This is a genomic window from Methylosinus trichosporium OB3b, from assembly GCF_002752655.1.
Classification (GTDB): Bacteria; Pseudomonadota; Alphaproteobacteria; order Rhizobiales; family Beijerinckiaceae; genus Methylosinus; species Methylosinus trichosporium.
In genome coordinates this window covers 1,972,501-1,990,266 of record NZ_CP023737.1, presented here as the reverse complement: position 1 = coordinate 1,990,266, position 17,766 = coordinate 1,972,501, and the positions used below count along the sequence as shown (strand labels likewise).

The following is a 17,766-nucleotide window of genomic DNA, read 5'->3' as shown; positions in this document are numbered from 1 at the left end:
TCGAGAGGCCCAAGGCGTGCACGCATCTGTGCGGAATTGTTTCGCGCCGCGATTGTCGCAGCCGACCGTCGACTCCCGTATTCCCCTCCAGCGGCGTCGAGCGCGGCGCGGTCCGACTCGCCGGCCCGAGACGAATTGTGATGACGACGGTCGTGGTGGACCCGCGCCTACGCTGCTCGCGCCATTTTCTGTTCGCGCGCGCGGAGGCGCGTTGGCGCTTTCGCCTCGCCATGACGCTCTTCTGCCTCGCAATGACGGTGACGCTGCGCTCCCCCTCGGAGCGCGATTGGCCGAAGCGTGAACCCGACACAATGGCCGCTGAGGCGACAGCGCATCTGCTCGAGGCGCCCCATTGCGACTTGCGGGAGAAGCCCGACCAGCACGTCGGCGCGCCGAACCAGATGCTGGAGTGGTCGATTTCGAACGATGACGACGCTGCGCGTGGAGCGCGCGCAGCGGACGCCGAGCGCTTCCGCTCCGAAGCCGGACGCGGCGGCGCGGATTGCATGATTTTCGACGACAAGGATGTTTCGCCCTGACGATTTGCGTTTTCCCGCGGACATACGCTGCGGCTCGTCACAGCGTCGCCGGCGGGATCGGCGGTCGCGTCCCGCTCCTTGTCGCGCTGGCGTCTGCTGATGGGGACGAGCGCGCTTTCCTTGACGCTGAGCGTCTTCCACGGAGGCGACGGCGCGGCTGGCGCGGCCAATGCGGCGATCATCCCCGGCTTCTCGCTCGGCGGCGCCGCGCGTTTCGGCGAACCCCAATCTCTGGATCAATGCGAAGCAGCCGACGCAGACGGTCGAGAACGGAAAGACGACGGTCACGATCGATCAGACCGCCGCGCAGGCGGCGGTGACTCAGCCTATTATGAATCGTCCTATCTTGTCGGCGCCAACGCCCTAGAACTCCTTCGCGCCCTTTGGGCGATCGATCCGCCGGATCAGATAAATGTCCATGATCCAGCCGTGACGCCTGCGCGCTTCGGCGCGTTTCCTGATGATGTCGTCGGAGACGGCCTCGAGCTCGCCATGAACGAGGATCTGCTCCTCCATTCCGAGATAGGCTCCCCACCAGATCGCGAACGCGCCTCGCAGAGTGCGGAACGCGCATGCGCCGTCCAGAAAGACGGCGACGGTGTCGGCGTCCACGGGCCAACCTCGCTCCGTGAGCTTTCGGCCCGTCGTGAGGAGCACCGGCTTCCCGATCTCGTTGAGCGGGATCCGGTGGGCCGCCGTCAGAGCCTGCAGCGCCGTGACGCCGGGAATGACCTCGACGGTCAAATCGAAGTCGCTCGCGAGCCGCTCGGCGATCCGCAAGGTGGAATCGAACAAGGACGGATCGCCCCAGACCAGCAGCGCCGCCCGGCCGCCGTCCGGCAGCGCCGCGGCGATGCGCTGCCGCCAGACCGCCGCGATATCGTCATGCCATCGCTCCACCGCCGCTTCGTAATCGGTCGCCGCGGCGTCGCGCAGCGGAGACGGATAGGCGATGATCCTGGTCTCCGGGTTCTTTAAAACGGTCGCGAGAATGCGCCGCCGCACCTCGGCCAGCATGGCCTTTTCGGCGCCTTTGTCGGGCGCGAGCACGATGTCGGCGCGATTGATCGCATCGACGCCGGCGAGCGTCAGTTGCGCGGGACTCCCGACGCCGATGCCGACGAGGAGGAGCTCGACGGATTTTTTCATCGCGCCTCCTCCGCGACGAGATGGAGGAAGGTCCCGCTCACCGCGCCGCGCCGCGAGCCGGTCTCGGGAACGGCCGCGCCCGCCGCATCCGCGATCGTGGCGAGAGCGTCGTCCGGCTGGGCGAGCACCGTGGCGTAGCGGAACTCATGGCCTCGGACCACGGCGCCCGCGGCATGGCCCGGAATCGGCGCCTGGAGGATCGCCCGCCGGTAGCCGAGGGTCAGCGACCGCGTGGCGAAGCTCGTCTCCAGGCCGAGCAGACCCGTCATCCGGCGCCTGACGCCTTCGGCGTCCACGAGGCCGGCGCCGAGAACCATGTAGCCGCCGCATTCGCCATGGACCGGCCTGGTCGCGGCGAAGGCGGCGAGTCCGGCCCGGAACCGTTCGGCGCCGGCGAGCCGGCCGGCGTGCAGCTCCGGATAGCCGCCCGGAAGCCAGCAGAGATCGGCCGTCGGGTCGGGCGGCTCGTCGGCGAGCGGCGAGAAGGGCAGGATGGTCGCGCCGTCGGCGCGCCAGCCCGCGAGCACATGCGGATAGACGAAAGAGAAGGCGATATCGCGAGCGAGCGCGATCCGCGCCGCCGGAGCCCGTGGGAGCCGGCCGCCCGACGGGAAGGCGCCCGTCATCGGGCGGGCGGCGGCGAGGACGGCGTCGAGGTCGAGGTGGCGTTCGATGAGATCGGCGGCGCGTTCGATCATCGCCTCGAGATCGGCCTTCTCGCCGGCCTGGACCAGTCCCAGATGTCGCTCGGCCGTGGCGACGCCGGGTGAGCGCGGCAGCGCGCCGAAGACGCGCAGACCGGCTTCGGAAAAGCCAGCTCGCACCAGCGCTTCGTGGCGCGGGCTGGCGATGCGGTTCAGGATGACGCCGGCGACGCGCACATTCGCCCGAAAGTCCGCGAGACCCTTGGCGGCCGCCGCGGCGGTCTGCGCCTGCGCGGCCGGATCGACGACCAGAATCACCGGCCATCCCGTGCGGGCGGCGAGGTCGGCCGTCGCGCCGGTCCCCCAGGCGCCGCGGGTCGGCGCGCCGTCGAAGAGCCCCATGGCTCCTTCGGCAATCGCGACATCGGCGGTCGCAGCGCGGCCGAGGATCGCGCCGACGAGATCCGCCGGCATTGCCCAGCTGTCGACGTTGAACGCCGCTCCGCCGGCGGCGGCGGCGAGAAAAGCCGGGTCGATGTAATCGGGTCCCGACTTATACGCCTGCACGACGAGGCCGCGGCGGCGGAAGGCGCGGGCGAGGCCGAGCGCGACCGTCGTCTTTCCGCTGCCCGAGGCGGAGGCCGATATGACGAGGCCGGGCGGCGGCGTCATGCCCCCTCCGGAAAGCGCGGCGACGGGCCGATGGGACGGAAGCGCCGGTCATAATCGGCGGCATAGAGGCGGCTGTCCGCGAAGTCGCGCGCGCCGAGCGTGTGGCCGACGAGAATGAGCGCGGTGCGCTCCGGATCGGCGCCGACCGCCGCCGCGAGCCGGCCGAGCGGCGCGCGGACGATGCATTCGTTCGGCCCGCTCGCCCGCCAGACGACAGCGGCGGGACAATCGGGGCCATAGTGCGGGAGCAGCTCCGCGACGACATTGTCGAGGACATGGATCGAGAGATGGATGGCGAGCGTGGCGCCGGTCGCGGCGAAGGCGGCGAGCGCCTCCGCGCCGGGCACGGGCGACGCGCGGCCGGAGGCTCGGGTCAGCACCACCGACTGCGAGAGCCCAGGCAGCGTCAGCTCCGCGCCGAGCGCGGCGGCGGCGGCCGCGAAGGACGGCACGCCCGGCGTCACGGTGTAGGGAACGCCGAGCTGCTCGAGCCGACGGATCTGCTCGCCCATGGCCGACCAGACCGAAAGGTCGCCCGAGTGCAGCCGGGCGATATCCTCGCCTCTTGCGTGAGCTTCGCCGATCACCGTCATGATCTCGTCGAGCGTCAGCGGCGCCGAATTGACGAGCCGCGCTCCCGGCGGCGCGAAAGCGAGGATCGCTTCCGGGATCAGCGAGCCGGCGTAGAGGCAGACCGGCGCCGCCGCGATGATGTCGCGGCCGCGGAGCGTGAGCAGATCGGGCGCGCCCGGGCCGACGCCGACGAAATGAACGGTCACAGGCCTTCTCCCTCGGCGAGCGCGGCGACGGCCGTTCCATCGGGCGCGGCGGCGCGCGGCGCGACCAGCCGCCCGCCGCGGCCGGCGACGATCAGCGCCGCCGCCTCGGCGACGCTGCGTCCGCCGTATCGTGCAGGGATGCGGGGGCTCGTCGCGGCGCGGGTCTCGGCGGCGATGCGGTCGAGCGGCGCGCCGACGACGGGCAGGCCCAGCTCTTTTGCGAGCGCGCGCAGGGCTGGACGGCCGGCGAGGTCGGCGGCGGTCGCCAGCCGATCGACGCGATCCAGCCGGCCGGACGCAGCCGCCTCCGCGGCGGCGCGAAGCGAGGCCGCGGGCGCGGCGTCGCGGAAACCGAGGCCGAGGACGATCATCGCGTGAGGCTCCATTGCAAGATCGGTCGCGCGGGCCGCCAGCCGCGAAAACGCCCGAGCGGCGCCGCCTCGGCGAGGTCGATGCGGATCAGCCGCCCGCCGTAGCGGGCCGACATCTCGACGAGCAGCGCTTCGGTCTCGATCGTCACCGCATTGGCGACGAGGCGGCCGCCCCCGGGCAGACGAGCAATGATCCGCGCGATGAGATCGGCGTTCGCGCCGCCGCCGAGGAAGACCGCGTCCGGCCGCTCGAGCGCGTCGATCGCCTCCTCGGATCGGCCGTCGATGACGATCGCGCTTGCGGAGAGACCAAATGCGGCGAGGTTCCGTCGGGCCGCCGCCGCGCGGTCGGGGCGAGCCTCAACCGCCGTGACTCGCCCGCCGGCGAGGCTCCATTCGATCGCGACCGATCCAGAGCCCGCGCCGAGATCCCATAGATGCTCGCCCGGCCGTGGCGCCAGAGCGGCGAGCGTCAGCGCTCGGATCGGCGCCTTGGTGATCTGGCCGTCATTCTCGAAGAGGTCGTCCGGCTGGCCGGCGACGGCGGCGAGCCCGGCCGTCCCCTGGACCGCAATGGCGAGCGACAGGGGCGTCGCGATGTTATCGGGGAGGTCGTCCGCAGCGGCCATGGCGCTGATCCGCTCCCGTGGGCCGCCGAGAGCTTCGAGCAGATGCACGACCGAGCGGCCGAAACCGCGCGAGGTCAGAAAGGCCAGAAAGCGGCTCGCCGCCGCCGCGTCGCGGATGAGGACGAGCAGGCGCGCGCCGCGGCGAAGATGGGGAATCGCCGTCTCGAACGGGGCGGCGTGGAGTCCGAGCGCGCGGATCGCTTCGACGCGCCAGCCGAGCCTCGCCGCGGCGAGCGAGAGGGTCGAAGGCGCGGGGTGAGCGCGCCAGTCGCAGGGGCCCAATCTCTCAGCGAGCATACTGCCGACCCCGAACCAGAGGGGTCGCCGGAGGCCAGGACGACGGTGCGCGCCGGACGCGCGGCGAGGACCCCGCGACATCGAAGGGAATGGGCCAGACGCGTCCGCGCTCGGCGCCGACTCCCGCGAGCGCGAGGTGACGGGCGCCGCCGAAGACCAATTCGGCGCGGTCGAGCGCATCTCGGCTTGCGGAAGAGAGGCCGCTCGCGCCATCCTCGCCGAGCCCCAGGATCGTCAGCCAGGGATCAGACGACATGCGCATCCTCCTCCTCGGCGGCACGGCCGAGGCCGGCTCCATCGCCACGGCGCTCGCCGCCGCCGGCGTCGACGCTGTCTATTCCTACGCCGGTCGAACGGCTTCGCCGAAGGCGCAGCCGCTGCCGACCCCGCATCGGCGGATTCGGCGGCGTGGACGGTTCTCGCTGCTTATCTGCGCGCCGAGCGGATCACCCATCTGCGTCGACGCCATCCATCCTTCGCCGCCAGGATCAGCCGCAATGCAGTGGCGGCCGCCGCGGCGTCGGGCGTCGATCTCGTCGCGGTGGAGCGGCGGAGTGGACCCCTGTCGCGGGCGATCGCTGGATCTCGTTCCCTCGGTCGAGGCGGCCGTCGCGGCCTTGCCGGAGGCGCGCGCCACGATCTTCCTCGCCATCGGACGGCAGTCGCTCACAGCCTTCGCCGCAAAGCCGCAGCATCGCTATCTGCTGCGCCTCGTCGATCCCATGGAGGTCCTGCCGCTGCCCGACGCCATCGCCGTGGTCGATCGCGGGCCGTTCACGGAGTCCGGCGACCGGGCGCTGATGGAACGGCGCGGCGTCGCCCTTGTCGTGGCCAAGAACGCCGGCGGCGCGGCGGCGGCGGCGAAGCTCTCCGCCGCCCCGCGCTCGGCCTGCCGGTGGTCATGATCGAGCGCCCGGCCGTTCCGCCGCGAAAACTCGCGCGGGATGTGGCCGACCTCATGGCGGCGCTCGGTCATGGCGCCGACCTCGGCGTGTAGACGAAGCGCCCGACGCGGCGGTCTGCGAATTGCCGACGAGGACGATCGTCCGCATATCCGCCATTTCGGGCGCGCCTCGGCGAGCGTGGTCGTGGCGATCGTCTTTCCGGCGTCGTCACCGCCCGGGCGAAGATAACGAGGCGCTCGTCGCCGCAGCTCTCCCGCAGGATGGCCAGAACCCGCCCGAAGCCGTCCGGCCGCGCCGCGGAGCGGGGATTGTAGAGCGCGAGCGCGAAATCGGCGCCCGCCGGCCCTGAGTCGCGTCTCGATGAGCGCGAAGGGCTTCAGATTGTCCGAGAGGTTGATCGCGCAAAAGTCATGACCGAGCGGCGCGCCGATGCGCGCCGCGGCCGCCAGCATCGCCGTCACGCCCGGGAGGACCGCGATGTCGAGCGAATCGGGATCGGCAAGTTCCTCCAATGCCTCGAACACGGCCGCCGCCATCGCGAAGACGCCGGGGTCGCCCGAGGATATGACGAACCCCGGCGTCCCGACGCGGTCAGCGCGATCGCTTGGCGGGCGCGGGCGAGCTCTTCGCGATTGTCGGAGGCGTGGACGACGAGGCCCGGCCGCGCCGGCGCCCGCGCGACATAGGGGCCGTAGCCGACGACGTCGGTCGCCTCGGCGAGCGCGGCCGCGACCTCCGGCGTGATCTGATCGGGCGAGCCGGGCCCGAGGCCGACGACAGTGAGGCGGCCGGTCATTTCGGCCGCTCCGGGCGGCGCTCTTCGCCATGGACGATCACGGTCGCGAAATAAGGGCAATCGTCGTCGCCGACGTCGACGAGGCGGGCGACGCGCTCGCCGGGCATGGCGCCGTGGACGACGAGCCATGCGCGCTCCAGCCGGCCGGCGCGCCGCAGCGCGCGCCTGACGCGGGCGAGATTGCGGCCCGTCTTCATCACCACCAGCGCATCGGCCGCTGTCATGTGGCGGACGAGCTCGTCCTCGTCCAGCGTGCCGGGGAGGACGGTCATCACATCGTCAGCCCAGGTGATCGAGATTCCGGTCGCCGTCCAGCAGCCCGCCATGCCGGGAATGCCGGGGATGATCTCGATCTCCACTCGCCCCTGCAAACGCGTGTGGAGATGCATGAAGGAGCCGTAGAAGAAGGGATCGCCTTCGCAGAGGACGACGACGTCGTCCCGCTCCGCGAGCGTCACGAGCCGTTCGGCCCAGCCGTCGTAGAAACGCGCGAGAAGGGATTGGTAGGCCGCCCGTCCGACGGAAGCTCGGTGGTGACGGGATATTCCATCGCATGCTCGACCACATCGGGCGCGAGCAGTCCCTCGACGATCCGCCGCGCCTGTCCGGGCCGTCCGGCCTTGCGGAAAAAAGCCAGCTGGCGCGCGCCGCGGACCGCCCGATCGGCCTTCACGCTGAGAAGATCGGGATCGCCGGGGCCGAGCCCGGCGCAGATGATGCGACCCATCAGATCTCGCTCCGGCTGGCGAGCGCGTTGAGCGCCGCGACGGTGATCGCCGAGCCGCCGAGGCGGCCGAGCACGGTTAGCGCCGGGGCCGGCGGCGCGGCCATCAGCTCGTCCTTCGATTCGGCCGCGCCGACGAAGCCGACCGGGCAGCCGATGATGGCCGCCGGCCGCGGCGCTCCCGGCTCGGCGAGAATGTCGAGAAGGCGGAACAGCGCCGTCGGGGCGTTGCCGATGGCGATCACGGCCCCGCGAGACGGGGACGCCACAGCTCCACCGCGGCCGCGGAACGGGTGTCGCCGAGCCTTGCGGCGAGATCCGGCACGGAAGGATCGGCGAGCGTGCAGAGAACCTCGTTGCGGGCCGGCAGACGGGCGCGGGTGACGCCCTCGCCACCATGCGGGCGTCGCACAATATGGGCGCGCCTGCTTCCAGCGCGCGCGCGCCGCGGCGACGAAGCCCGGGCCGAAGCGCACGCCGGCTTCGAGCCCGACCAGCCCGGCGGCGTGAATCATCCGAACCACGATCGGCTCCTCCTCCGCGGAGAAGCGGGCGAGATCGGCTTCGGAGCGGATGATGGCGAAGGAGCGACGATAGATCGCTGCGCCATCTGTTTCATAGCGCTTCACGCGAGAGCCTCTTCGAACAGCGCGCCATCGGCGAAATCGGCCGGGCGCAGATCGCGGATGCGCGGCCCGTCGGCCGCGGCGCCGCGCACGACGAGGTCATAGCCGCGCGGCGTCGCGACGATGGTGAGATCGGCGGGCGCCGCATGGGCGCAGCCCTTCGCGCAGCCGGCGACGTGAAGATGCGCCCCCACCGGGACAGCGGGCGCCAATGCGCGGGCGAGGTCCCGCGTCGGTCCTGCGGCTTGCGGGCAAAATGGCGCGCCGGAACACGCGCTCACCTGCAGAACAGGATCGGCCGCGAGCAGGACGCCTTCGAGCGCCGGCGGGGCGAGGCTCGTCTCCACCGCGAGCATTCGCCAGGGCGTGACGCGGACATCGCCGAGGCGGCCCAGCGCCTGCAGCGCCGCCGCCGGCGCCGCGCCGAACGGGAAGCCGACGAGATAGCCGTCCGGGACCGGTCCGGGCGTGGGAGCTTCCGCCGCCGGCGCGGTTCGGCGTGATCCCGACCAACCGGCGGCCCTATGCGGCGGACGAGAGCCGCCATGCGTCCGCGACCCGCCGCGACGCCGCCAGCGGCCAGAAACCAGCGCGCCAGCTCGACCGCCGCTCCTGCCGCCGCATCCGTTCGAACCCGTTGGCCCTTCGGCGCGCCATCCGCGCGCAGGATGATCCCGCCATCGGCCGCGCGCTCGATGCGGATATCGGCCGACGTCTGGGCGAGTCGCCGGACCGCTCCCGTGTCCACGGCGAAGCCGAATTTTGCCGGAAGCGGCGGGAGATCGGCGAGCGCCGCGGTCATTGCGGCGGCGATCCGCTCCGTCTCCCCCGCCTCGTCCGGGAACGGCGTCACGATGATGTTGCGCCGCCGCTCGGCGCGCTCGTCCAAATCGACGAGGCCGAGACGGCCGAGCATGGCGAGAAGGGCGCCGTGATCGGCTTCGGCGACGCCGCGGATTTGCAGATTGGCTCTGTTGGTGAGGTGGATCTCTCCGTCGCCGAACCATTGCGCGGCCGAAGCGATCCCGATGAGCTGCTCGCCGGCTATCCGTCCCAGCCGTGGCCTGACGCGCAGGACGAGACCGTCGCCCGAGGCCATCGGCCGCAAGGCTCCGGGGCACCAGCCGCGGACCTGCGGCGCGCCGGGACGCGGATGCGCGCGCTGCGGCGTTTCCGCTCGCTCGTCCGAATAGGTCTGGATCAAAGCCGGCCCTCATCTCTCATGAGGCGGCCAGCCGAAACCGATTGTCGTCGACCTCTGTGCGAAGGGCGAACGCAAGCCGGCTCGATCGGTTGCGGCGCGCCCCGTCCGCCCGTCGTCATGCGCTGGCAGGTCTCCCGGCTCACGGATCTGGGGATCGCAATCCACCTCGGTCCTCCACCTTCCCAGCCTTGTCGGCCAGTGGCGTCGGAGGACCTCTCCGTTCACGGTCGCGGGGGGCGGCTGCGCTCGGGCTGCCTTTCGGGCAATCCGTCGCCTTCCCTCTTCGCCTGTCGCAAGACAGGAACCAGCGCCCGGCGAATAGACGCGCCCGACCGCGGTCCTGTCAAGACAGGACCGCGCACGGGGCGCGACGAGCCTCCCCTGAACCATGCAGAGCTGCTGCGCGCAGAACTTCACCGAGCAGCGGCGCGCCGACGTTCGAGGTCAAAGTTCCGCCGTCGAAGCGCAAAGAGCTTTTTGGCGTGGAGCGAACGATTGCCGGGCGAACTCGACAGCGGCGACTTCAGCCAATTGTCGATAACGGAAGCGACACTATTCGGAAACGCGCCGAGTTTACCACTTTCGGCGCGGCAAGCCCGAATTCCCGCCTAGGATGCGTTCGAGTCGGGGTTGATAGGAGCAGTCGCCGCAGGATTGGGTTGCCTCCGAATTGATCAGATGTGGGCGCGTCGTTTGCTGCTGGTCAATAGCGCCTTTCGTTCGAACGCGGAATCGTCCCAGCGATCAGAATTCGCTCACTCCGACGAAAGAACGAAAGAGTTCTCTCCGATCAAATTGGTTCGGATGCGCTTCATCGTCGAGGTCCCGATGAAATCTACCGTCGACAACGGGTGCGTCACTGCTTTGCTCACGAGCGCTGCGTTCGGCGCCGGCCCGCATCTTCCAGGAGCATTTTGATGAGCACGGGTCAAACATGTCTGGTCGCCCTCCGCAGCGAGCGCTCGCCATGCAGATGATGAAAGATATGCCGACAGCACAGGACGCGGCCCGAGTCGACCTGCTGCCGGGGCGAGAGCGCGATCGGCCGCGGCTCGCGCCGGCGCCGTCCGGTCGATCTGCGCCGCGCCGGCTGCTGATCGGCGCGATTCTGGCGGTGCTCGCGATCGGCTGGGCGCTGAAGGCGAAACTGTCGCCGCAACCCGACGCTAATCTGGTGACGGCGCCGGCCGTTATCGGCGACATCGAACGGACCGTGTTGGCGACCGGCACATTGAAGCCGGTGAAGCTGGTCGCCGTCGGCGCGCAGATGTCTGGTCGCGTGGTGTCGTTGAAGGTCGCGCTGGGCCAAAGGGTCGAGGCCGGCGAGCTCATCGCCGAGATCGATTCCGTGACCCAGCGCAACGCGCTGCGCACGAGCGAGGCGGCGCTGCGGAGCACCCGCGCTCAGCGTGAGGAAAAGGAGGCGTCGCTCATGCTCGCCGAGGCCAATTTCACGCGCCAGAAGGCGACGCTGGCCCAGAAGGCGAGCTCGCGAGCCGACTATGATTCCGCGGAAGCGAATGTGAGGACGACGCGGGCGCAAATCGCTCAACTCGACGCCCAGATCATCGAGGCCGAGGTCGCGATCGAGGCGGCTCGCGTCAATCTCGGCTATACGCGCATCACCGCGCCGATCGACGGCTCCGTGCTCGCGATCGTCACCCAGGAAGGTCAGACGGTGAACGCCGTGCAGTCGGCGCCGACCATCGTGGTTCTCGGCCAGGTCGATACGATGACCATCCGCGCCGAGATCTCGGAGGCCGACGTCGTGCGGGTGAAGCCTGGTCAGAAGGTCTACTTCACGATTCTGGGCGATCCGGAGCGCCGCTATCACGGGAGCCTCGCATTCATCGAGCCGGCGCCGGAATCCATCAAGACCGACAGCAGTTTCACTTCGACCTCCACGACCTCGTCGAACGGCGGCTCGTCCTCCTCGTCAACGTCCTCCTCCTCGTCGGCGATCTACTACAATGGCATCTTCAACGTGCCGAACCCCGACGGCGATCTACGCACCTACATGACCGCGGAGGTCCATATCGTGCTGGACGAGGCGCATGATGTGCTGACCGTTCCCGCCGCGGCGCTGGGCGAGGTCGACGCGGAGGGCGCCTATAAGGTGCGGGTGGTCGAGCCTTCCGGCGCCGTCGCGACGCGCGCCGTGAAAGTCGGGCTCAACAACAAGATCACGGCCGAGATCCGCTCTGGACTCACCGTCGGCGAACGCGTGGTGATCGGCGTCACCGGCGCCGCGACGCCGAAAGCAATGCTCGGTTCGCCGCCGCCGCCGATGGGGATGTGAGCATGACGGATCCATTGATCCTGCTGGACAAGGTCAGCCGCGTCTATTCATCCGGTGATTCCCTGGTCGCTGCGCTGGATTGCGTCGACTTGCGCATAGACGCCGGCGAGATGGTCGCCATCGTCGGCGCATCCGGCTCGGGAAAATCAACGCTGATGAATATTCTCGGCTGCCTCGATCGGCCGACCTCCGGCTGTTATCGAATCCTCGGACGCGACGTCTGTGAGCTCGATCGAGACGAGCTCGCCGCGCTGCGGCGCGAGCATTTCGGATTCATATTCCAGCGCTACCATCTTCTCAATGAGCTCACCGCGATGGGCAATGTGGAGATGCCTGCGATCTACGCCGGCTTTTCGTCCATGGAACGTCGCCGCCGGGCCTCGGCGATCCTCGACCGTCTCGGACTGGCCGAGCGCTCGACGCACACGCCCGGGCAGCTTTCCGGCGGACAGCAGCAACGCGTGTCGATCGCACGCGCCTTGATCAACGGCGCAGACGTGATCCTCGCGGATGAGCCGACCGGCGCGCTCGACAGCCGCAGCGGCGAGGAGGTTCTGCGAATCCTGGACGAGATCCATGCCGAAGGCCGCACGGTGATCATCGTCACTCATGACATGGCGGTCGCCCGTCGAGCCCAGCGCATCATAGAATTGCGCGACGGCGTGGTCACATCGGATCGGTCCAATCCACGCGAGAGCGTCGCGGTCGCCGAGCCGAGCGCGATCCATCTCGACGACGCCGCGCGCGCTCGCGAGTCGGCGACGGCGTGGTCCGCGCGAGTGAGCCGCTTCCGGGAAGCGCTGCGCATGGCGTTGCTATCCATGAACGCCCATCGGCTGCGCGCATTTTTGACCATGCTCGGCATCATCATCGGCGTGGCGTCCGTGGTCTGCGTCGTCGCGCTCGGCTCTGGATCCCAGGAACGGGTGCTGTCCAATATCAACGCTCTCGGCACCAACACCCTCGAGATCTTTCCGGGCAAGGATTTCGGCGACACACGCTCCGGCAAGATCAAGACTCTGGTGATAGCGGACGCGCGCGCCTTGGCGCAGCAGCCCTTCGTGGCGGCGGTGGCGCCGACGGTCTCGACCTCCAGCACGCTCCGTTTCGCCTCGATCGAGGCCAGCGCGCAGGTCAATGGAGTCGGCGAGCAATATTTTCGAGTCAAGGGCTCGCAGCTGGCAGAGGGCCGTTTTCTCGACGCCGATAGCGTGCGCAGCTACGCCCAGGATGCGGTGATCGACGGCAATGCGCGCAAGACGCTGTTCCCCGACGGCGCGTCGAATCCGGTCGGCAGAATCGTCCTCGTCGGACGCGTCCCCTGCCGCATCGTCGGAGTCATCCGGCAGCAGCAGAGCGGCTTCGGCTCCAGCGCCAATCCGACCGTCTACCTACCCTACACCACCGTGCAGGCGCGCTTTCTCGGCGACTTGTCGCTGCGGAGCATCAGCGTCCGCGTCGACGACGCCACTGCGACCGATCAGGCGGAGCAAGGCGTCATTCGGCTATTGACCGAACGTCACAAGAGCAAGGATTTTTTTATTCTCAACACCGACGACATTCGTCGCACCATTCAGGGCACGACGCAGATCCTGACATTGCTCGTCGCGGCCATCGCAGTGATATCCCTGATCGTCGGCGGCATCGGCGTGATGAATATCATGCTCGTCTCGGTATCTGAGCGCGTCGGCGAGATCGGCGTGCGCATGGCGGTCGGCGGCCGCCAAAGCGATATCCTGCACCAGTTCTTGATCGAAGCCGTGCTGGTCTGCCTGATCGGCGGCGCGCTCGGCGTCGCTTTCGCGCTCGGCTTCGGTTTGGCGTTCAACGCTCTGGATTTGGGCTTTCGCCTGATTTATTCGACGACGTCCATCGTGATCGCCCTCCTGGCTTCGACCGGCATCGGAATTGTCTTCGGCTATGCGCCAGCGCGCAATGCGTCGTATCTCGATCCGGTGGCGGCGCTGTCGCGAGAGTGATTTGCATCCGGGACAATCATCGGACCATCTCCGTGATGCGCGACGCCTTGCCGTTGGCTCCCCTCGGCTGGTTCTGTGCAAGAGAGGCGAAGATTTGGTTCGTTTGGAATTGAAACGGAGGCGACCTGTCGGACGGCCAATCGCCAGGGCCCGCGCAGCCCTGTTTCATCATTCCGACTGGGTCTCATCGGTTCCGACTCGGGCGCTCTGCGACTCTCGTATTAATCGAGATCGAACGCATTCTTATAATCGCGGACAAGCTCGGGGTTTTGCCTCTCCTTGTGGAGAATGCTGTTGCCGACCGCCAGAAACTCGATTTCACTTCCCATGAAACAGGAGAAGGCGTCCTCCGGCGTGCAGACGATGGGCTCACCCCGCACATTGAAGCTCGTGTTGACGAGGACCGGACAGCCGGTCAGCTCCTCGAACCTGCTGATCAATGCATAATAGCGCGGGTTGGTCTCCTTATGGACCGTCTGGAGGCGCGCCGAGTAGTCGACATGGGTGACCGCCGGTATCTCCGAGCGCAGCACATTGAGCTTGTCGACGCCGAATAGCGCTTGTTCCTGCGCGGACATCTCGCGGCAGCGATCGGATTTCACATCGGCGACGAGAAGCATATAAGGCGAATCCACGTCCAGATCGAACCAGTCCGCGACGCGCTCGCGTAGCACGGAGGGCGCGAAAGGGCGGAAGCTCTCACGATATTTGACTTTGAGATTGAGCGCTTTCTGCATGGTCGGAGAGCGCGGATCGGCGAGGATCGAACGGCCGCCGAGCGCGCGCGGACCGAACTCCATTCGGCCCTGGTGCCAACCGACCGCCCGCCCGCTCGCAAGGGCGGTCGCCGTTTGTGAAATCAGCGCATCGTCGTCGACGACGCTATAGACGGCGCCCGCGGCGTCCAGCCGGCGTTCGATATCGCTCTGCTCGAAACTCGGCCCGAGATAGGTCCCTCGCATCGAATCGGGCTCTTTGACGATCTTGGCGCCGTCGGCCCGGCGAGTTTCACCGCAATACACCGCGAACGCCGCGCCGAGCGCGCCGCCGGCGTCGCCCGCCGCGGGCTGAATGAATATCCTGTCGAACCGGCCGTCCCGAAGCACTTTGCCGTTTGCGACGCAGTTGAGAGCGACGCCTCCGGCGAGGCAGAGATGGCGCAGCCCGGTCTGCGTCGAAAGCGAGCGCGTCAATCGCAGCACGACGTCCTCGGTCACGGCCTGGATCGAGGCGGCGAGATCCATGTGCCTTTGTTCGAGAGGCTGATCGGGCCGGCGCGCAGGTCCGCCGAACATCGCCTCGAAGCGGCTGTCGGTCATTGTCAGGCCGGTGCAAAAGGAGAAGTAATCGAGGTTCAGTCGAAACGAACCGTCCGGCTTCACGTCGATCAGATGATCGAAAATCGTCTTGGCGTATTTCGGCTCTCCGTAAGGCGCGAGGCCCATCACTTTATATTCGCCGGAATTGACCTTGAAGCCGGTGTAATAGGTGAATGCCGAATAGAGCAATCCGAGCGAATGCGGAAAATGGATCTCCTTGATGATCGACAAGTCCTGCTCGCGGCCGATCGCCGCCGAGGTGGTGGCCCATTCGCCGACGCCGTCCATGGTCAGCACGAGCGCCGATTGAAACGGCGAAGGATAATAGGCAGACGCGGCGTGCGAGAAATGATGTTCGGAAAAGCGCAATTTCGCCTTCTCGCCGAGCGCCGGAGAGATCGCGCTCAGCTCGCGCAACAGGTGATCGCGCTGAAACAATTTCTCGCCGATCCAGAGCGGCATGGCTCTGCGAAACGATTCGAAGCCACGCGGCGCGAAGGCGAGATAGGTTTCGAGCAGCCGTTCGAACTTCAGAAACGGCTTTTCATAGAAGGCGATGCGATCGACCTCCTCGCCGGAGGCCCTTGCCTCGCCGAGGCAATAGGCGATGGCGTTCACGGGAAAGCTCGGATCGTGCTTCTTACGGGTGAAACGTTCTTCCTGCGCCGCGGCGACGATCTGGCCGTCGCGAATCAGCGCGGCGGCGCTATCGTGATAAAAGGCTGAAATGCCGAGCACGAGCATCTCGAGGCGCTCAAAACAGAGTGTAGATGAAAGGCGCGACGACGGAGCCCTGGCTCAGCACGAACAAGCCGCCGACGAACAGGAAAAGAATGAAGAGCGGAAACAGCCAGAACTTCTTCCGCGTGCCCAGAAACTCAAAAAGCTCGGCTAGGATGGACATCGACGCTCCTCAGAATTGCTTGGCCGAGGCGCCCGGCGCGGGCCCTGACGGTTGGCGTTCGATCCAATAGGTCTCCGCCTCCGGTTCCAACTCCAGACGAAGCAAATCTTCGCCTCTCTTGCGCAAGAACCAGCCGAGGGGGGCCACGGCCCCGAAAAAGAGAATCCCCATGACGATCGGATTGGCGATGGCGCTCAAGGCGAGCCCCAATTCGAACCATGCGCGATTCAACGGCGTCAACCAATCGGGACGACGCAGCGCGACCGCTAAAAAAGCAGTGGAAAGGACTAGCAGCGGCCATCTCGGCGAGCCGGCTTGGTGGAACAAGGGCCAGACGCCGAATATCGCAAAAATGATCCCGAAGGTGACGCCGAACGTCCGATTGGATCCGATGGGAGTCTTGCGGAAGCTCGAGACCGTTTCATGTGTTTGCATCATACTTCTCTAGTCCGACGTCCCGGCTTCTGGAGTGTGGCGTTCGCCACGATATCGCGCGGCGTCGCAGTCAGGCGGCGAGTTTCCTTCGCGAGCGTCGCACATGATCGACGATATTTCCGAGCTGCGCATAAGGCGGTTGCAGGATCGGATCGGAGAGCATTCGTGTGAGCTCCTCGAAATCGGGATGGGTCGCGGCGCCGACGAACTCCTGCTCGAATTCGGCGCGGCTGAAGGTTCCCCAATTGCGGATCATGTTGAAGGCGACGGAATCGGCTGCGAACCGCCTTCCGAGCCGTACGAAATCCGGCATCTCGCGAAAATTGAGCCGCTGCACGACCATTGAGAAATGCAGGGATTCGATGACGCCGGACCGACGCAAGCCCTCGATGAATTCGAGATTGGCGAGCAGGCGCTCGAAGGTCCCGCCACGCCGCACGATCGAATATGTCTCGGGACGCGCGGCGTCGATCGAGATCTGCACCTCGCGCACGCGGCCCTCGAGACCGAGATCACGCCAAGCGCGGGCGTCGAACAATTGCCCATTGGTCCCGAGGTTGACCCGCAGATTGGAGAACTCGTCGGTGATCAGCCGTTTCAGCAGGCGACGGAAATGAGCGCTGCCGAAGGGATCGCCGGAGCCGGTGACGAAGACCGTTTCCGCGCGCCGCAACATCGGGACGAGCAGGCGCTCCGTCACCTCGTCGAGCTTGGCCTGTTTTATCTTATCGGCGACGATATTCTCGCTTCGGCAAGAGGGACAGGAGAGATTGCAGCTGCGATCATGCGACAGCACGACATTCTTGGGCGTCGGCGGCGAGGCGCTCGCGAACTCCGCCATGATTTGCGTCGCGCGCTCGCTGTCGCGCCGCGGGAGATTGCGATTGGCGATCTCGCTGCAATGGACACGGCTGCAGTAACGAAATGAGCCGTCGAGGATCGAGGCGCGAAGAGCCCGAGCTCTTCGGCCGAACCAAATATCGTCTATGCCCGAATTGATATCGCCGATCGGCGTCGGCAGCCAGGAGGAGCAGCACACATAGGCGAACCCGCTCGGACTCGTCTCCAGATTGCGAAAAGGCTTGTCGCAAAAGCTCGCGCGCAGATAGCGCTCGGTCTCGTCATCGCTCGGCTCCATCATCTGCTGGGCGCGGCGTGCGCGAACTCGGATATTTCTTTCGACCCATTCCTTCCACTCGTCGCCCAGACGAAAGCGGGCCAGAACGCCAGGCTCAGCGGTGGGTGAGTCTTTCATCGAGTGAAGTCCCTGCGAGCTTTTGTCGGAGACGATGTCAGCGATTTTCGAGACTATATCCGAGGTGACGACCGAGACTATATCCGAGGTGACGCCACTGAACGTTTCGGCTGTGTTATTCGATCTTGTCGGTTCTGTCATAAAATTTCGACCCATCTCGTCGGCGGTCCGCGACAAGAAGCGCAACGCGGCTTTGCAGTCCCTCTCGGCCGTTGGCGCCACCGTCGCGCTGGAGCCTGG

Annotated in this window: 15 protein-coding genes, 4 pseudogenes and 1 riboswitch (1 of these 20 only partly in view); of the genes and pseudogenes, 4 read left to right on the top strand and 15 right to left on the bottom strand. The window is 67.4% G+C overall.

All coding sequences use genetic code 11. The features are described from left to right. The first annotated feature begins 140 nt into the window (after positions 1-140). On the top strand, positions 141-539 hold the full coding sequence (locus tag CQW49_RS09660; protein ID WP_003610539.1) for a hypothetical protein: 399 nt from the start codon (positions 141-143) through the stop codon (positions 537-539). A gap of 363 nt (positions 540-902) precedes the next feature. On the opposite strand, the gene cobF is transcribed toward CQW49_RS09660, so the two are convergent. From cobF to cbiE, 5 genes and pseudogenes are all read right to left on the bottom strand, one after another. Then, a complete protein-coding gene (cobF, locus tag CQW49_RS09650) occupies positions 903-1,688 on the bottom strand; it encodes a precorrin-6A synthase (deacetylating) (RefSeq protein WP_003610537.1) in 786 nt (261 codons plus the stop codon). Further along, complete coding sequence (locus tag CQW49_RS09645; protein WP_003610535.1) at positions 1,685-3,004, bottom strand: cobyrinic acid a,c-diamide synthase CobB; 1,320 nt, start codon at positions 3,002-3,004, stop codon at positions 1,685-1,687. The genes cobF and CQW49_RS09645 overlap by 4 nt, the downstream gene beginning before the upstream one ends. Next, positions 3,001-3,783 (bottom strand): precorrin-4 C(11)-methyltransferase, encoded by a 783-nt coding sequence (gene cobM / locus CQW49_RS09640; protein ID WP_003610533.1) that lies wholly within the window; start codon positions 3,781-3,783, stop codon positions 3,001-3,003. The genes CQW49_RS09645 and cobM overlap by 4 nt, the downstream gene beginning before the upstream one ends. Then, a complete protein-coding gene (locus tag CQW49_RS09635) occupies positions 3,780-4,154 on the bottom strand; it encodes a cobalamin biosynthesis protein (protein WP_003610531.1) in 375 nt (124 codons plus the stop codon). The genes cobM and CQW49_RS09635 overlap by 4 nt, the downstream gene beginning before the upstream one ends. Continuing rightward, positions 4,151-5,336, bottom strand: a pseudogene (cbiE, locus tag CQW49_RS09630) (precorrin-6y C5,15-methyltransferase (decarboxylating) subunit CbiE). The gene CQW49_RS09635 and the pseudogene cbiE overlap by 4 nt, the downstream one beginning before the upstream one ends. Between cbiE and CQW49_RS09625 the strand changes: the two are divergent. Continuing rightward, entirely contained in the window at positions 5,335-5,985 is a 651-nt protein-coding gene (locus CQW49_RS09625; protein WP_244593405.1) for a precorrin-6A/cobalt-precorrin-6A reductase, read from the top strand. The pseudogene cbiE and the gene CQW49_RS09625 overlap by 2 nt on opposite strands. 67 nt (positions 5,986-6,052) lie before the next feature. On the opposite strand, the pseudogene cobJ reads toward CQW49_RS09625, so the two are convergent. From cobJ to CQW49_RS09605, 5 genes and pseudogenes are all read right to left on the bottom strand, one after another. Then, positions 6,053-6,781: pseudogene (cobJ, locus tag CQW49_RS09620) on the bottom strand (precorrin-3B C(17)-methyltransferase). Continuing rightward, positions 6,778-7,508: pseudogene (gene cobI / locus CQW49_RS09615) on the bottom strand (precorrin-2 C(20)-methyltransferase). Before cobI ends, cobJ begins: the two co-directional pseudogenes overlap by 4 nt. Next, a pseudogene (locus CQW49_RS09610) lies at positions 7,508-8,134 on the bottom strand (precorrin-8X methylmutase). The pseudogenes cobI and CQW49_RS09610 overlap by 1 nt, the downstream one beginning before the upstream one ends. Next, positions 8,131-8,343, bottom strand: coding sequence for a hypothetical protein (locus tag CQW49_RS25095; protein WP_198586453.1), 213 nt, complete (start codon positions 8,341-8,343; stop codon positions 8,131-8,133). The pseudogene CQW49_RS09610 and the gene CQW49_RS25095 overlap by 4 nt, the downstream one beginning before the upstream one ends. Before the next feature lie 65 nt (positions 8,344-8,408). Further along, complete coding sequence (locus CQW49_RS09605) at positions 8,409-9,335, bottom strand: hypothetical protein (protein WP_198586452.1); 927 nt, start codon at positions 9,333-9,335, stop codon at positions 8,409-8,411. 107 nt (positions 9,336-9,442) lie between these two features. Then, positions 9,443-9,659: riboswitch (cobalamin riboswitch) on the bottom strand. 643 nt (positions 9,660-10,302) lie between these two features. On the opposite strand from CQW49_RS09605, the gene CQW49_RS09595 reads away from it, so the two are divergent. Together CQW49_RS09595 and CQW49_RS09590 are read left to right on the top strand one after the other, a co-directional pair. Continuing rightward, entirely contained in the window at positions 10,303-11,634 is a 1,332-nt protein-coding gene (locus CQW49_RS09595; protein WP_003610518.1) for an efflux RND transporter periplasmic adaptor subunit, read from the top strand. 2 nt (positions 11,635-11,636) lie between these two features. Beyond that, entirely contained in the window at positions 11,637-13,613 is a 1,977-nt protein-coding gene (locus CQW49_RS09590) for a MacB family efflux pump subunit (RefSeq protein ID WP_003610515.1), read from the top strand. Positions 13,614-13,834: 221 nt separating this feature from the next. Here the strand turns inward: CQW49_RS09590 and CQW49_RS09585 are convergent, their stop codons facing one another. The 5 genes from CQW49_RS09585 to CQW49_RS24530 form a co-directional block, all read right to left on the bottom strand. Continuing rightward, on the bottom strand, positions 13,835-15,676 hold the full coding sequence (locus CQW49_RS09585; protein ID WP_003610513.1) for a carbamoyltransferase family protein: 1,842 nt from the start codon (positions 15,674-15,676) through the stop codon (positions 13,835-13,837). A 10-nt stretch (positions 15,677-15,686) separates the two neighbouring features. Further along, positions 15,687-15,836 (bottom strand): DUF5989 family protein, encoded by a 150-nt coding sequence (locus CQW49_RS25090; protein WP_003610511.1) that lies wholly within the window; start codon positions 15,834-15,836, stop codon positions 15,687-15,689. 9 nt (positions 15,837-15,845) lie between these two features. After that, on the bottom strand, positions 15,846-16,274 hold the full coding sequence (locus CQW49_RS09575) for a DUF4175 domain-containing protein (RefSeq protein WP_244593404.1): 429 nt from the start codon (positions 16,272-16,274) through the stop codon (positions 15,846-15,848). Positions 16,275-16,341: 67 nt separating this feature from the next. Continuing rightward, positions 16,342-17,526, bottom strand: a complete 1,185-nt coding sequence (locus CQW49_RS09570) for a radical SAM protein (RefSeq protein WP_003610508.1) — start codon at positions 17,524-17,526, stop codon at positions 16,342-16,344. Positions 17,527-17,641: 115 nt separating this feature from the next. Beyond that, on the bottom strand, positions 17,642-17,766 hold the 3' portion of the coding sequence (locus CQW49_RS24530) for a hypothetical protein (protein WP_157926080.1). 55 nt of this gene lie beyond the right edge of the window; only the last 125 of its 180 coding nucleotides appear in the window; the start codon falls outside the window, past its right edge; it ends in the stop codon at positions 17,642-17,644.

Bases quoted from the DNA above. Each gene is read 5' to 3' on its own strand.
- CQW49_RS09645 (WP_003610535.1), bottom strand. From the start codon at position 3,004: ATGACGCCGCCGCCCGGCCTCGTCATATCGGCCTCCGCCTCGGGCAGC.
- CQW49_RS09585 (WP_003610513.1), bottom strand. From the start codon at position 15,676: ATGCTCGTGCTCGGCATTTCAGCCTTTTATCACGATAGCGCCGCCGCG.
- CQW49_RS09595 (WP_003610518.1), top strand. From the start codon at position 10,303: ATGCAGATGATGAAAGATATGCCGACAGCACAGGACGCGGCCCGAGTC.
- CQW49_RS25090 (WP_003610511.1), bottom strand. From the start codon at position 15,836: ATGTCCATCCTAGCCGAGCTTTTTGAGTTTCTGGGCACGCGGAAGAAG.
- CQW49_RS09660 (WP_003610539.1), top strand. From the start codon at position 141: ATGACGACGGTCGTGGTGGACCCGCGCCTACGCTGCTCGCGCCATTTT.
- CQW49_RS09590 (WP_003610515.1), top strand. From the start codon at position 11,637: ATGACGGATCCATTGATCCTGCTGGACAAGGTCAGCCGCGTCTATTCA.
- CQW49_RS09635 (WP_003610531.1), bottom strand. From the start codon at position 4,154: ATGATCGTCCTCGGCCTCGGTTTCCGCGACGCCGCGCCCGCGGCCTCG.
- cobF (WP_003610537.1), bottom strand. From the start codon at position 1,688: ATGAAAAAATCCGTCGAGCTCCTCCTCGTCGGCATCGGCGTCGGGAGT.
- CQW49_RS09625 (WP_244593405.1), top strand. From the start codon at position 5,335: ATGCGCATCCTCCTCCTCGGCGGCACGGCCGAGGCCGGCTCCATCGCC.
- CQW49_RS09575 (WP_244593404.1), bottom strand. From the start codon at position 16,274: ATGATGCAAACACATGAAACGGTCTCGAGCTTCCGCAAGACTCCCATC.
- CQW49_RS09570 (WP_003610508.1), bottom strand. From the start codon at position 17,526: ATGAAAGACTCACCCACCGCTGAGCCTGGCGTTCTGGCCCGCTTTCGT.